The sequence below is a fragment of the Mariniflexile maritimum genome, assembly GCF_009746565.1.
Lineage (GTDB): Bacteria > Bacteroidota > Bacteroidia > Flavobacteriales > Flavobacteriaceae > Mariniflexile > Mariniflexile maritimum.
Map to the genome: position 1 here is coordinate 39,578 of NZ_WRPN01000005.1, position 15,505 is coordinate 55,082.

12 protein-coding genes are annotated in these 15,505 nt (G+C 36.8%); 11 read left to right on the forward strand and 1 reads right to left on the reverse strand.

Features of this window, described 5'->3' with window-relative positions; all coding sequences use genetic code 11:
* The first annotated feature begins 14 nt into the window (after positions 1 to 14).
* From GQO80_RS08555 to GQO80_RS08590, 8 genes are all read left to right on the forward strand, one after another.
* A complete protein-coding gene (locus GQO80_RS08555; protein WP_198037745.1) occupies positions 15 to 1,607 on the forward strand; it encodes a DUF4955 domain-containing protein in 1,593 nt (530 codons plus the stop codon).
* A 59-nt stretch (positions 1,608 to 1,666) separates the two neighbouring features.
* Positions 1,667 to 2,770, forward strand: a complete 1,104-nt coding sequence (locus GQO80_RS08560) for a T9SS type A sorting domain-containing protein (RefSeq protein WP_157207938.1) — start codon at positions 1,667 to 1,669, stop codon at positions 2,768 to 2,770.
* A gap of 78 nt (positions 2,771 to 2,848) precedes the next feature.
* The gene (locus GQO80_RS08565) at positions 2,849 to 4,264 is read left to right on the forward strand and encodes a sulfatase family protein (RefSeq protein ID WP_262885568.1); all 1,416 of its coding nucleotides are present in this window, start codon (positions 2,849 to 2,851) and stop codon (positions 4,262 to 4,264) included.
* Between the two features lie 88 nt (positions 4,265 to 4,352).
* Positions 4,353 to 5,894, forward strand: a complete 1,542-nt coding sequence (locus GQO80_RS08570) for a sulfatase-like hydrolase/transferase (protein WP_198037747.1) — start codon at positions 4,353 to 4,355, stop codon at positions 5,892 to 5,894.
* Positions 5,895 to 5,920: 26 nt separating this feature from the next.
* On the forward strand, positions 5,921 to 7,345 hold the full coding sequence (locus tag GQO80_RS08575; protein ID WP_157207941.1) for a sulfatase: 1,425 nt from the start codon (positions 5,921 to 5,923) through the stop codon (positions 7,343 to 7,345).
* On the forward strand, positions 7,342 to 8,046 hold the full coding sequence (locus GQO80_RS08580) for a DUF6250 domain-containing protein (protein WP_157207942.1): 705 nt from the start codon (positions 7,342 to 7,344) through the stop codon (positions 8,044 to 8,046). Before GQO80_RS08575 ends, GQO80_RS08580 begins: the two co-directional genes overlap by 4 nt.
* Positions 8,047 to 8,058: 12 nt before the next feature.
* Positions 8,059 to 10,203 (forward strand): alginate lyase family protein, encoded by a 2,145-nt coding sequence (locus GQO80_RS08585; RefSeq protein ID WP_157207943.1) that lies wholly within the window; start codon positions 8,059 to 8,061, stop codon positions 10,201 to 10,203.
* Positions 10,204 to 10,234: 31 nt separating this feature from the next.
* Positions 10,235 to 10,888 carry a sugar-binding protein gene (locus GQO80_RS08590; protein ID WP_157207944.1) on the forward strand — a complete coding sequence of 218 codons (654 nt, stop codon included), beginning with the start codon at positions 10,235 to 10,237 and terminating at the stop codon, positions 10,886 to 10,888.
* On the opposite strand, the gene GQO80_RS08595 is transcribed toward GQO80_RS08590, so the two are convergent.
* Positions 10,885 to 11,928, reverse strand: a complete 1,044-nt coding sequence (locus tag GQO80_RS08595; RefSeq protein ID WP_157207945.1) for a substrate-binding domain-containing protein — start codon at positions 11,926 to 11,928, stop codon at positions 10,885 to 10,887. The genes GQO80_RS08590 and GQO80_RS08595 overlap by 4 nt on opposite strands.
* 215 nt (positions 11,929 to 12,143) lie before the next feature.
* Here GQO80_RS08595 and GQO80_RS08600 point away from each other — a divergent pair, with 215 nt between their 5' ends.
* Genes GQO80_RS08600 through GQO80_RS08610 form a run of 3 tightly spaced genes read left to right on the forward strand, consistent with a single transcriptional unit; the run spans position 12,144 to position 15,479 of the window.
* Positions 12,144 to 13,046, forward strand: a complete 903-nt coding sequence (locus GQO80_RS08600) for a nucleotidyltransferase family protein (protein WP_157207946.1) — start codon at positions 12,144 to 12,146, stop codon at positions 13,044 to 13,046.
* A gap of 1 nt (position 13,047) precedes the next feature.
* On the forward strand, positions 13,048 to 14,139 hold the full coding sequence (locus GQO80_RS08605; RefSeq protein WP_157207947.1) for a phosphotransferase enzyme family protein: 1,092 nt from the start codon (positions 13,048 to 13,050) through the stop codon (positions 14,137 to 14,139).
* A gap of 5 nt (positions 14,140 to 14,144) precedes the next feature.
* Positions 14,145 to 15,479: a sugar MFS transporter gene (locus GQO80_RS08610; RefSeq protein ID WP_157207948.1), complete on the forward strand. Its 1,335-nt coding sequence runs from the start codon at positions 14,145 to 14,147 to the stop codon at positions 15,477 to 15,479.
* Positions 15,480 to 15,505: the final 26 nt, after the last annotated feature.

Consider the following 15,505-nt stretch of genomic DNA (forward strand, 5'->3'; position numbering starts at 1 on the left):
TAAATTATAACAGCATGAAGTGTCTATTTTATCTTTTTTTTAGCTCTATTTTTAGCATATCCTTCTGTAATGCCCAAGAAGCCATTATTTGGAAAAAATTCACGGGCGAAATTAACAACCCGGAAGTCCCGATGCTTTTTGATTATTCGTACGCGGGCTATAAACTAGGTGAAACAGGCATTCCCGATAGGTTCAAACATTTAAAGGTTTATAATGTGGTCGATTTTGGAGCCGTTCCAAATGATTCGGTATCCGATCAGGAAGCCATTCAAAAAGCCATTCACGCTGCCGAAAAACAAGAGGGCGGCATCGTGTTTTTTCCATCAGGTACTTTTTTAGTGAATGTAAACCCAACCAAAACAAACCCTATAACTATAAATAATTCCAATATCATTTTAAAAGGCAGCGGTTTGGGCACCGGTGGTACCACAATTCAAATGAAAAGCCACATGCTTCAAAGGTATCCAGACGAACCGGAGTGGAAGGTGAGTTATATGTTTGTGTTTTCGGCAAAAAAAAGTAAAGGGGCATCAACGCACATCACAAAAAATGCTCAAGAAGGCCATGTAGTTATTGAGGTGGAGCATCCTAATTTATTTCAAAACTCCAAATACATTCAGTTGGAAATGCCTTATAATTTGGACGCCGTTTCAGTAGCTTTGGATGGAAAAACGCCTCGTCCACATTGGGAAAATGTTATTAAAAAGGGTGTGTCTTTTATCGAAAACCATGAAATTGAAAGCATCAACGGAAATCAAATAACCATAAAAGACCCGTTGATTAATAACATATCAACTTCTGAAAACTGGCAAGCCCATCCCTATATTCCTCTAGAAAATGTAGGTGTGGAAGATATTTATTTTAAAGCCAATTTTAACGACAATTATGTGCACCACAAAGATTATATTCACGACAATGCCTGGTCTATAATAGCCATGAATACCGTAGCCATGTCTTGGGTTCGCCGATGCCGCTTTAGCAATATAACGGGTGCCGTTTCCTTAAATAATAGCTATGCATCGTCCATACTCATGTTGCTTGTAGATGGTAATGGCGGCCATAAACTTACCAATGTAACCCAATCTACACGGGTTTTAACAGGATTGATTAGCGATGCTACCAACAACGGCCAATTTCACGGTGCTGCCATGTCGCATAAAACCTCAGGTTCTGTTATTTGGCGTGTAAAAACACCAAAACAAGGCTGGGATTCTCATGCGGATATTCCTAAAAATAATTTGGTCGATCTTTATGAAGGTTCAAAAATGACCAATCACGGTGGTAATTACATAAATGAACCGCACCATTTAGGCGGTTTAACCTTATGGAATTACAAACGTGTTGGCGAAGCTGAGATTAACTACGATTTTTGGAGTTTATCAGGCAAAGGGATATATTGGGGTTTTTCAGCAGTAAATCCTATTGTTGTGGGTTTGCATGGTTCTGAAACCAGCTTTGAAAAGTCGAATGTTGGGTATTTGGAAAGTTTGGGAGCCCCGGTGTTTCCAGAATCGCTTTACGAAGCGCAATTAAAACACCGGTTGGGTAACTTGCCCGAATGGGTTGGTGAAAGTTTGAAAGTTTGGGAGGAAATGGAAAAAAAATGATCTCAAAATAAGTTATAGCATGCAATCATCTCATTTTAAAAAGCTAAAAAATAATCATTATGAAAAATAAATTTATATTATTAATGCTTGCAAACTTTATAGTTTACGCAGTATCATTTGCTCAAAGTACCTATTATATTCCAGGTACTGGAACCTTGGTAAAAGAATTAAATTTTGAAAGCACGTCACTTTTAAGTCAAACTTTTGATTACAGTTCCGGTTGGGCAGGTGCAGGATTTGGTTTATCTGGAACACAAAGGGGTGCTCCTGAAGTTATTTCTGTTGTTGCAAACCCTAAAAAGGTGACATCATCTGGAAATCAAGTTCTTGCTTTTTATTCACAAGATAGAGATGCAGCATGGTATGCAGCAAATCCTTCTGCTGTTGGAACCACGTATTATAGTGGACAAGATCCAGAATCGCAGGATGACTTTTTTATGTATGGCGCATCATGGGTTTCTGCAGATACACCTTCTGTGATGATGCATGTTTTTTTGCCAGGTTCACTTGACCAAAATGGCGTTACCTCGTTAAGAATGCCCGTAAAATATAATTCAGGAACTAGTTCATGGCCTGGGATTTGGTGTTATGGTAATATTCTTCTCTTGAGAGGCCCGGGAAGAGACGATATTCAAATTACAACAAATGCGCCCAATAGCGGTAAAGATACGTGGTGGACTTTAGGTGTTTCTGTAGCACCAGATGGCGATATTCAATATTATGCAACGCCCAATTACGTTACCACATTAACTACTGCGCATTGTATAGGTTTTAATAGCGTTTTAAGTCCTGCAAATGGATTAGCTTATAAAACTGTAGATGAAAATAGTGATGCCATTATTATGTCGTCCAATAGAAATTTAACAACAACGCCAACATTAATTGATCGCTTATATTATACAAAAGGAGCAACACAAGTTTTAGGTGTTTCAAAAAATGAAGTCGTATCCACAACAATATATCCCAATCCAACATCCGATTATCTTATCGTAAATGGATTAAAAAATAGGACTCTCTATACGATTTCTGATAATTTAGGACGAGTTATTAAAACAGGAGAGTCAACAGCAGCTTCCAATAAGATTGATGTTAACTTTTTATCAAAAGGAATTTACTTTTTGGTTTTAAACGGATACAAAACGAATAAATTTATCAAAGAGTGATTATTTTATATAAAGCACTCATATATATCATTCAAACAAAATCTTATGAAGAGCATATTTTTAAATTACAATTTTCGGATGCTAATTGCTTCATTTTGTTTATTTAGCTTTTTCTGTTCAGCTCAACAAAATAACACATTTTTAAAAGATAATAGACCCAATATTGTGTTAATCATGACCGACCAGCATCAAGCTGAAGCCTTGAGTATTGCAGGAAACCTAAACCTTCATACGCCTAATTTAGATAGGTTGGCAAAAACCGGCATCCGTTTTGAAAATGCGTATGTTACCTTTCCGCTTTGCACCCCGTCGCGTTCCAGTATTTTTACAGGTAAAATGCCGCATAGCCTTGGTGTGAATTCCAATGCCGACAGCGATAATAAAATGAAAGATACTGATAAACAATTGGGTTTAGGGCATCTGTTAACCCAATCGGGATATGATGCAGCGTATGCTGGAAAGTGGCATGCCCATGAAGAGGCAATGGCAGATGGAAATGGGTTTGCCACCATTGCCGATTTTGGCGATATGCCTTTGGCCGAAAAATGTATCGATTATTTAGAATTGAAACAAAAAAGCACCCAGCCTTTCTTTTTGGTGGCTTCTTTTGATAATCCTCATAATATCTGTGAATGGGCACGGAATGAACCTTTGCCTTATGGAAATATTGCGCCAGTTCCATTAAATGAAACACCCAATTTACCTGTCAATTTCAAGAAATCAGCAACCTTTCCTGAAGCATTGCAATTAGAGCAAAATGTAGAGGTTAAAATTTATCCTACCCAAAATTATACGGAAGCCGATTGGCGACAGTATCGTTATACCTATTATCGTTTGGTTGAAAAAGTAGATGCCGAAATTGGCAAAATCATAAATGCTATCGATGCTTTAGGATTGCGGGAAAATACCATCATTATTTTTACCAGCGATCATGGCGATGGGAATGCATCACATGGTTGGAATCAAAAAACAGCTCTCTTTCAGGAAAGTGTCAAAGTACCTTTAATTATCAATTATAAAGCAATCACTAATGCCAATGAAAGACTAAATAAATCTCTGGTTTCTAATGGATTGGACTTATATCCAACAATATGTGATTATGCTGGAATTGATTTTTCAGAAAATTTATTAGGAAAAAGCATCAAGAAAATCATTGAAAAAGATATTACTCCGCACGATTTTGTAGTAGTTGAAACAAAGTTTGAAGGTAAAAATGCCTATGGTACCTTAGGAAGGGCCTTGATAACCCAAAAGTATAAATATATTTTATACAGTTGGGGGAAAAACAGGGAACAGTTTTTTGATATTGAAAACGACCCTTATGAAATGCATAATTTAATAAATTCTAAAGCTGAATTAACGCATATTGATGATTGTCGGCAAAAATTATTGAACTGGTGCAAACAGACAAACGATACAAAATTTCTAAAAAAAATCGTTTTACCAACCACAAGTATTTTAACATCCGATACCTTATTTGATAAACCTTATTAATTTTTTTTACATGATTAATTTTAAACCCCACAATATGTTTTTAAAAAATTATTTTTTACCTGTTTGTGTTCTTTTTGTTTTGTTTACAATGAGTTGTAAGCATAAAAGTGAAGAAACTAAAGCGGTTACCAATACTTCGGAAGAACATCGGTTAAAGCCCAATATTGTTTTTATTTATACCGACGATTTGGGTTATGGCGACATAAGCAGCTATGGTGCTACGGCCATTGAAACGCCCAATATTGATGCTTTGGCTAACCAGGGCATTGCTTTTCACAACGCGTATGCTACGGCAGCTACCTGCACACCGTCCAGATATTCGTTGTTAACGGGCGATTATGCATGGCGAAAAAAAGGGACGGGTGTAGCGAAAGGCGATCAAGGTCTGTTAATCGACACAGCTAGAACAACCTTGCCCAAGATGTTGAAAACTGCTGGGTACAAAACGGGCATTGTTGGTAAATGGCATTTAGGGTTGGGTGGCGCAGAAGGTCCAGATTGGAACGGCAAAATAGCTCCAGGCCCTTTGGAAATAGGGTTTGATTACGCATACCTTATTCCTGCAACCGGCGATAGGGTACCTTGCGTTTTTGTTGAAAATCACCATATCGTCAATCTCGACCCTAACGACCCGATTCGGGTCAATTACAAAGAAAAAATAGGCAATTGGCCAACGGGCAAGGAAAACCCGGAGCTGTTAACGCTCAAGCCATCACAAGGCCATAACAATACCATTGTAAACGGCATTAGCAGAATTGGCTATATGGAAGGTGGAAAAGCGGCTTTATGGAACGATGAAACCATCCCCATGGAATTGGTTGATAAATCTAAAAAATTCATCGCTGCCAATAACGGCCAACCCTTTTTCTTAATGGTTTCTACACACGATATCCATGTGCCACGAATCGCTAACAAAATGTTTCAAGGGAAGAGTAAAATGGGAGCTAGGGGCGATGTTATTTTACAGTTGGACTGGACGGTAAAACAAATCATGGAAACACTTAAAGCGCAAAATTTATTGGAAAATACCATCGTTGTTTTTTCAAGCGATAATGGGCCGGTGGTGGATGATGGTTACCATGACCGTGCCAGAGAGCTACTTGGTAATCACAAACCAACAGGCGGCATGCGCGGAGGCAAGTATAGTGCTTATGATGGGGGCAGTAAAATCCCTTTAATTGTACGTTGGCACGATGGTAAAAATAAAGGGACCATTTCCAACGCCTTGTTTAGTCAAGTAGATTTTTTACGTTCGTTTGCACAACTTATTGGCGTTAAAAAAGTAGGGGCCGATGTTATAGACAGCCAAAACCAATTAAATGTTTTATTGGGAAATGATACCGTTGGAAGAGCCTCTTTAATACAAGAAAGTTATATGGGTCCCTTATCGTATGTTGAGAATTCATGGAAATATATAGAACCGTTGGATGGTCCTAAATTAGTGCCTTGGGGGCCCGTCATTGAAACCGGTTTTCAGCTTAAACCACAACTTTATGAATTAAAAAACGACCCGAACGAACAAAAAAATCTGGCAACTGAATATCCAGAAAAAGTAAAGGATTTCAGGGAAAAATTAATGAAATTAAAAAAAGACGGATTTGCGAATAAGCACGAAGTGGAGCTAAATTGATTTTTAACAGATACATAATCAGAAGCATGTTCAAAAAGTTTCTTATAGTTGGTTTGGTTGTATCCCAACTTTCATGCAAAACAGCCAAAAAACAAAATTTTGTTTTCATATTGGTCGATGACATGGGGTGGGCCGATTTAGGATATACGGGCAGTACTTTTTATGAAACACCAAACATAGATGCCTTAAGTAAATCGAGCATCCAGTTTAGTAATGCCTATGCTTCCGCATCCATCTGTTCGCCAACCAGAGCCTCTATTTTAACGGGCAAGCATCCGGCAAGATTACAAATTACAGATTGGATTCCCGGTGATGATAATCAAGATAGAAAATTAATAGGCCCAAAAGATTTGGATGCCCTTCCACTAGAAGAAGTTACCCTAGCCGAAATATTAAAACAACAGGGCTATAACACCTTTTTTGCTGGAAAATGGCATCTTGGGGATGAAGGCTTGCTACCTCAAAATCAAGGTTTTGATGTGAATTTAGGTGGGTTTCATAAAGGACAACCCCCAGGGGGTTATTATGTGCCTTATAAAAACCCGTATTTACCCGATGGTCCCGAAGGTGAACATTTAACCGATAGATTAACCACTGAATCAATCAAGTTTTTAGATACGATTAAGGACAAACCCTTCCTGTTGTATTTAAGTTATTACACAGTGCACACGCCTATTCAAGCCAATACAAAGTATATTGATAAGTTTAAACATAAACTTAAAACCATGGATACTTTGATGCCTTCCGATAGAAACGAAGGGTCGGCTATTACAAAAATAGTTCAAAGAAATCCGGAATATGCTTCGATGGTTTATGCGCTTGATGAAAACGTAGGTCGCCTCATTAAAAAGTTAAAGGATGAAGGACTTTATGAAAATACAACCATCATATTCACCTCTGATAATGGCGGTTTAACCACTATTGAAGCAGGCTTGAATTATGAAAGACCAACGGCGGTGGTGCCTTTAAGAGGTGGGAAAGGCTGGTTGTATGAGGGCGGTATTCGTGTACCTTTATTAATAAAACCAGCACATTATAATAGTGTTGCGCATGTTGTTTCAGAACCCGTAATAAGTCATGATTTTTTTCCAACCATGTTATCTTTAGCGAATATCACTTCAGAAAAAAATATGGAGATAGATGGAGTAAACCTTGTGCCATTACTTATTGGTAATAAAATAGATAGAAAAGAAATTTTTTGGCATTACCCACATTACCATGCCAGTGGTTGGACGCCAGGAGCCGCTATCCGACAAGGCGATTGGAAGTTAATTGAGTTTTATGAAACCGGTGTTGTGGAGTTGCATAATCTAACTGAAGACATTTCGGAAAAAAACAACCTCGCTTCAAAATATCCAGAACGCGCGGCTGCACTTAAACAGCGACTTCATGAACTTCAAGAATCTATGAATGCGAGTAAAGCAACATTAAATAGTAATTTCAAAAAATGAGACGTTCTATAAAATTTACCTTTTGTTTTGAAATTTTGTTTTTTTGTGTTTTACTGTTTCTGAATAGTTGCAAAGCACAAGATGAAATTAGTTATAAAAATGTTCTAAACGATGCTTCTAATTGGATTATAGAACAACAACCTAACGGGGAAGTACATGTTGATAACGGTAAAATGGAAATCATTGATGCCAAAGGCTGCACCGTTTGGTTTAAAAATAAATTAGAAGGGAATCTAAAAATAGAGTACGATATTACCATCATTGACAATAAAGGACCATACGATAGAGTATCCGATATGAATTGTTTTTGGATGGCAAACGACCCTAACCATCCCAATGATTTTTTTAAGGAATCCAAGCAAAGGGCCGGTCATTTTCCAAATTACCATCATTTAAAGCTTTACTATGTAGGCTATGGCGGTCACAACAATTCAAAAACCCGATTTAGACGATACGATGGTAATATTGATAGACCATTATTGCCAGAACACGATTTAACAGATAAAAAATTTATGATTGTAGCCAATAAAAAAATGCACATCGAAATTTTAATAAAGGATAATTACACGAGTTACAAAAGAGATGGTGACGTTATTTATGAAATTAACGATGCTAATCCTTACACGAGTGGTTATTTCGGATTTAGAACGGTAGAAAATCACATGATAATTGAAGATTTTAAGATAACAAGATTGGAGTAAATTGAATTGAAAATGAAAGCAAATATATTTTTTTTGTTTTTTATTATTGGTATTTCAACACTGGCACAAAATAATGCAATTTTTGAAAAACTTGATTTTAATAAACCACAACTAGAAATTGTTAAGAAATTGCACGTATCAGGTAACGAACAGCAAGCCTTAAAAGCCTTATTTGAATTATATCAAAAAAAAGAAAATTTATATTTAAAGGTTTCTGAAACCGATGCGAAATATATAAACAGTACCTATCCAAAAGAAGTCACTAAAACATTAAAAACAGCTAACGATGTTTTAAACCAGTATTTTTTATTTCGTGATGATTGGGACATGGAGAAAACCAACATTCCTTATCAGTTCAAAAATGAAATCGATTGGAAAGCCATGCCAAATGGCGATGAGGAGTGGTGTTATATGCTGAACAGGCATAAATATTGGATTGATTTAGGAAAAGCCTATTTGCTAACTGGGAACGAAAAATATGCCAAAGGGTTTGTTAAACAGGTTACCCACTGGATTGCTAATAATCCTTTAGATGATAGTTTGAAAAATTATTCATGGCGTCGTATTGAAGCTGGCATCCGATGTGAAAATTGGATTAAATCGTTTGAATATGTAAAAAAATCAAAAAGCATAACGCCCGCATTTTTGTCTAAATTTTTAGAATCACTTTATCAACAGGGAGTCTATATTAATAGTGCCTTTAGTGGTTTTTCACAAACCAGTAATTGGGGTGTTTTAGAATATCAAGGTTTGTTTAATTTGTCGTTGTTTCTAGATGATTTTAAGATTGCACCACAATGGCAGACGGATGCGATTGATAAATTAACGACTTGTATCAACCTGCAAATATTAGAAGATGGCACCCAATGGGAGCAATCGCCCATGTACCATAATGAAGTGTTTCACTGCTACATGAATGTGAATTTATTGTCACAACAGAAAGGGATTAAGTTGCCTGAAGTTCTTGTTCAAAAAACAAAAGAGATGGCGTATGCCAATGTAAAATGGCAAAAACCTAATTATCACCAACCACTTTTAGGCGATAGTGATGATACCGATTTAAGAGGTTTGCTTACATTGGCAGCGTCTATATTCAACGACCCTGTATTAAAATCCAGAGCGTTTAATACGTTAGATTATGAAACGTTATTCATTACAGGTATGGAAAACAATAAGATATATGAAAATATACCTTCTAAATTTCCCGATTTTTTATCGGCATATCAACAAAGTTCAGGCGATTTTTATATGCGTAGTTCTTGGGAAGCAGATGCCACTTATACTAGTTTTCATTTAAAAAAGTTGGGCTGCGGTCATGGGCATGATAATCTATTGCATTTTACCATTTTCGCTAATGGTAGAGATTATTTAATTGATGGCGGGCGCTTTTCGTATGTGGATAATGAATGGCGGGAGTTTTTCAAAAACAATAAAAGTCACAATACCTTAGGAGTAGACGATTTGACTAATAGTATTTATAAAGATTCGTGGTTAAATACGTTTGAAGCACGCTCACAAGGTGTTTACACTAAAATAACGACTGATTTTGATTATGCTGAAGCTGAAAATACGGCATACAAACGGTTAGCGGATCCTGTTTTTATCAAACGGCGGATGCTCTATTTAAAACCAGATGTTTGGTTGGTATTTGATAGTTTTTCCGCTAATGGCAATCACGCGTATGCGCAATATTTTAATTTTCCGAATAAAAATATTCAAATTGAAAATGAGGGATTAACCACAACTTATGCCGATTCCAATTTAAGAATCCAACCCATTAAAGCTTCAGAAATTAAATTATCAGACGCTTGGTGGTCTTCGGAATATAATTTAAAAGAAGAAACTAAGCGAGCAGAAATTTTTAAGCAATCAGAAGGTTTTACATCGTTTATTACCTTGTTATATTTCCCTGATAAAACAAACTTGAAGTACGAGAAAACACCTGTTTATGATAGAGCAGATGTTTTGCTTAAAGATGCGGATGTGGAAGCGGTAAATTTATATATAGATGATAAAACCTATACACTATTGGTTGTTCATAATTCGCCCGCACCAGCAGCACATTTTTTTAAAGTAAACGGACAAATTGTAAATGGAGAAGTGGTTTTAATTGAAAAAAGTGAAAACCAAAACAGCATTCATATCATTAAAGATTAAATAATGAGTGATTTTAAAAACAAATAAGAAATTGGAATCTAAATTAAAAGCATACAACGTCGTAAAAATTGATAAAAACCAATTAGAAATTAATGGGAAGGGTAATCATTCACTCTGGAAAAAGGCTAATGAATTAACCAATTTTTCTTCACCATGGGATGATGCTTCGGTAAATGAAATAACTTTTAAAGCGCTGTGGGATGCAGTAAATTTATATTGTTATTTCAAAGTCCAAGATTCTGAAATCCATATTGATACAACTGATAATACAAAAAGCAGTATTAACAATTCAGATAGGGTAGAGCTTTTTTTTAGAACAAATAGCAAACTTAACCCTTATTATTGTTTAGAAATAGATCCGTCTCCACGTTTAATGGATTTTAAAGCAAAACCGAATAAAGAATTTGATTTTAATTGGAATTGGCCAACAGATGATATTTTGATTAAATCGGATTTTCAAAAGGATTATTTCACCGTTGAAATAGCTATCAATTTAGTATCATTGATACAATTAAATTTGTTGAATAATGGTAAAATAGAAACAGGCATTTATCGTGCAAAATACATTCTACAAGAAAATGGTACTTACGAGCCCATATGGATTACTTGGATAGATCCAAAAACTGAAACACCAAATTTCCACACACCAGCTTCTTTTGGAACATTAAACTTGGTAGATGCTTAATCTCTTGCAGAAAGCGTAATGTTTTCAGAATTTATAATATCAATAGGTAATAGTAATTGAGTTGGTATTTCTTTCTCAAAAATAAAATGTTCCACTAAAAGTTTCAGTCCCAAATAAGCTTGTTGTTTTGGGTGTTGATGGATTAAGAAATCAATCGTGCCCTTTTTTAAATAGGCAATGTTCTCTGTTAATAAATCGTAACCTACCAAGGCAATCTTTTTAGGGGTTAATTTTTGAATGATGGTTGCAACCTGATGCGTTTTGGAAGTTGTTACAAAAATTCCCTTTAGATGGGGGTGTTCGGCTATGAAGTTTTTTAGTGAAGTTTCAAAATCCAAATCCTTTAGTTTGTGCTTTAAAAGGTTGTAATTAGGCGAGTCCAGATCGTTAAAAAAACTTATAAATCCTTTTTCCTTTTCTTGCATGAACACCGCGTTTTTATACTTCTCGCTTACGTGCAGTATGGCAATATCGCCTTCATTAACAAGGCTTTGCAGTAATTTTGCGCCCACGCGTCCGCTTTGGAATAAATCTTGGCCAATAAAGCTTTTTGCAGCTTCTGAGGCGATGCGGTTATTAAACGTCGAAACTTTTATGCCTAAGGCTTCATAGGTTTCCATAACTATAAGTGCTTCCTTAAAAAATAAGGGCACCAACAAAACGGCATCGGGCATGCTGCGCTGGATCTGTGCATTGGCGTCTAAAAACGATTTGGTTTGCGTTGGGTTAAATAATACGGTTTCAATATTTACTCCAAAGGCCCCCAACTCAGAAATAACGGTGTTTATACCACTAATGCAGGGTTCCCAATACACATCTTTTTTGGGGTCTGGCAGCAAAACGCAAATGCGATATACCTTATTGTTTTTAAGGTTTTTGGCTATAAGATTGGGCTTAAAATCAATTTTGTCCAGTATATCGTTCACTTTTTTTAGGGCAGTTTCCGATACTTTCCCCCTATGGTGTAGCACCCTATCGACGGTGCCTTTGGATACGCCTGCCAAATTGGCTATATCTCGAATGGTGTATTTTTTTAACATATTACAAATGTATGAAAGCTTCGTTAATATTCTATAATGTTATCGAACACATTTTTTTGTGTGTTCGAGCACATTTTATCTGTTTTTTCTTTTTTTATCAATGGGCTTTCGTTACTTTTGTGGTAAACGAGGTGAAGAATCGTGTCTTTTTAACCGCAGTACTCGTTTGAAATTAAGTGTATTACGGTTTAAAGGGAACTAAAAAATATATTAAAATGGAAAAACCGACCTTAGTGGTTTTAGCGGCAGGAATGGGGAGCCGGTATGGCGGACTCAAACAAATGGATGCTTTTACGCCAGAAGGCGATACGATTATTGATTTTTCAATTTACGATGCGCTTCGTGCGGGCTTTGGCAAATTCGTGTTCATCATAAGAAAAAGTTTTGAAAGCGAGTTCAAGGAAATTTTCAACAAAAAATTGGAAGGAAAAGCCGAAGTTGCCTATGTGTTTCAAGAGTTGGACAGTGTGCCCGAAAACTACGTGAACCCAGAGCGCACCAAGCCATGGGGCACTGGCCATGCACTTTTAATGGCCAAAAATGCGGTCAATGAAAATTTTGCCATCATCAATGCCGACGATTTTTATGGCGCTGAGGCGTTTCAGGTCATGGCAGAGGCTTTAAGGACAACCAATAAAGATTCGTACCATTTTAATACCATGGCCTATTTGCTTAAAAATACCGTTTCCGATCATGGTTTTGTGTCAAGGGGCGAGTGCAGGGTAAACGAAAAGGGCTATCTGGTTGATGTTACCGAACGCACCCATATTGAAAAAATGAACGGCGTTTTGATGCGGAAGGATGATGCCGGTACTTTTGTTCCCATTGATGAAAATACCATTGTTTCCATGAATTTCTGGGGCTTCACGCCAAAATGTTTTGAGTTTGGTGGGGCTTTGTTCAACACGTTTTTAGAAGAAAACAAAGCAAACCCCAAAGCTGAATTTTATCTGCCTTCCATAGTAAACGAGATATTGAAATCCGGAAAAGCCACCGTAAAGGTATTGCAATCGGATGCAAAATGGTTTGGGGTTACTTACAAAGAAGATAAGGAAATAGTAGAAAAAGCAATAGGTAAATTAAAAGAACAAGGTATTTACCCAACAAAACTTTGGTAATATGAATACGGAAAAATTACAATACATCTTCAATCAGTTTCAGCATAACAGCGCATTTCAAGAATTTAAGGAATTGGCTTCGGGCCATATTAACGACACGTATTTGGTGGTTACCAAAACAAAGCCCTACTTTGTATTACAGCGCATCAACCATGGTGTTTTTAAAGATGTTGTGGGCTTAATCAATAACAAAGTCGCGATCAGTCTGCACATACAAAACAAACTAAAGCATTTGCCAAAGGAAGAATTGGATAGAAAAGTGCTTCAATTTGCCCAAACAAAAAATAACAATTCCTATTACCAAGATGAAACCGGTAATTATTGGAACCTTATGTATTTTATTGACGACAGTGTCACGTATGAAACGGTAAAGGATGAAGAAGTGGCCTATGAAGGTGGGAAATTATTCGGTGAATTTTTGAATTTAACCAGCGATTTTGATGTAACCAAATTAACAGAAGTCATCCCGAAATTCCACGACATGTCTTTTAGGTTCGCACAGTTTAGTTCGGCGTTGCAATCGGCACCAAAAAACCGACTTTTTAATGCTAAAAATGAAATAGACTCTGTTTTTGAGTTAAAGGAAGAAATGCATATTCTTGAAAATTTAAAAGAATCGGGCCATATCAAAGTACGCGTTACGCACAACGACACCAAAATATCGAATGCGTTGTTTACTAAAGACAATAAAGGCTTGTGCGTTATTGATACCGATACCGTAATGCCCGGAATTGTGCATTATGATTTTGGCGATGCCATTCGAACTATTTGCAATTCCGCTGCCGAAGATGAAGCCAATTTGGATTTGGTTACTTTTAATGCCGAATATTACAACGCCTATACCAAAGGATTTTTAGAAAAGGTGCAGGATTCGTTAAGTCCTTTGGAAATAAACTATTTGCCATTAGGCGCAAAATCCATTATATTTCAGCAGGCTTTGCGTTTTTTAACCGATTACCTAAATAATGATGTGTATTACAAAACCAAATACCCAACGCATAATTTTGATCGTGCCAAAAACCAATTCAAATTATTGCAAAGTTTGAATGAAAAATATAGTGAAATCAATAAAAACCAATTAACCCTAAACTAATTAATATGTCGCATCCACAACAGTCTGTTGCCAAAAACAACACGTTAGTACCTATTATCATTATAGCTGGACTCTTTTTTATTTTCGGATTCGTTACCTGGATAAATGGTGCGTTAATACCTTTTATGAAAACCATTAATGAGCTTACCGACGCACAATCCTATTTAGTGGCTTCCGCATCCTATATATCATTTGTGGTTATGGCATTGCCTGCTTCCTATATCTTAAATAAAATAGGATATAGAAAAGGGATGTCTTTAGGCTTGGTTATCATGGCAATTGGTGCCTTGGTGTTTATTCCGGCGGCAGAAGCCAGAACGTACTGGGTTTTTTTAACAGGCATATTCATCCAAGGTATTGGTATGACTTTATTGCAAACGGCATCAAACCCCTATATCACTATTTTAGGGCCTATTGAAAGTGGTGCCAAACGTATTGCTATCATGGGAATTGCCAATAAAACCGCGGGTGCTTTAGGCTCGTTGATTTTTGGGGCCTTATTGCTTTCAGGAATTGATGAAGTAAAAGAAAAATTAGGCACTGCCACGGTAGCAGAAAAAGGCGTGCTTCTGGATACCATGGCCGATAGTGTTTTTATGCCTTATTTAATCATGGCCATTGTATTGTTTATTTTAGGGATTTTAATAAGAAAAGCGCCATTGCCACATGTTGAAGCAATAGAGCCCGAAGAGGCAGTAGCGGGTAAAAGCGTAAAAACCAGTATTTTCCAATTTCCGCATTTATGGTTTGGTGTAGTGGCATTGTTTGTTTATGTAGGTGCCGAAGTAATTGCTGGAGATTCAATAATTTCATACGGCATATCGTTAGGCTTTACTGGTGAAGAGTCCAAACATTTCACGGCCTATACGTTAATGGCCATGGTGGCAACCTATGCCCTAGGCGTTATTTTAATACCTAAATATTTAAAGCAAAAAACGGCACTCATAGGAAGTGCTCTTTTGGGTATTATATTCAGTGTCTGCATTTTGTACACCACTGGAATTACATCAATTATGTTTGTGGCGGCATTAGGTATCGCCAATGCCTTGGTTTGGCCAGCTATTTGGCCCTTAACCTTGGAAGGATTGGGCAAGTTTACCAAAACAGCGTCTGCTTTACTTATTATGGCAATTTCAGGAGGGGCAATCATACCGCCTTTATACGGAAGAATGGTCGATGCCAACAAACACGAACTCATTACTGGTGGTTTAGAGAAAGCCGATGCTATGGCAACAGCCGCAACAAGTAGCTACTGGATTTTAATTCCTTGCTATGCGATTATTTTGCTATTTGCAATCTGGGGGCATAAAATTAAAAGTTGGTCAAAAACCGCATGGTAAAACTGAAACACGAAAATAGGTTTAAA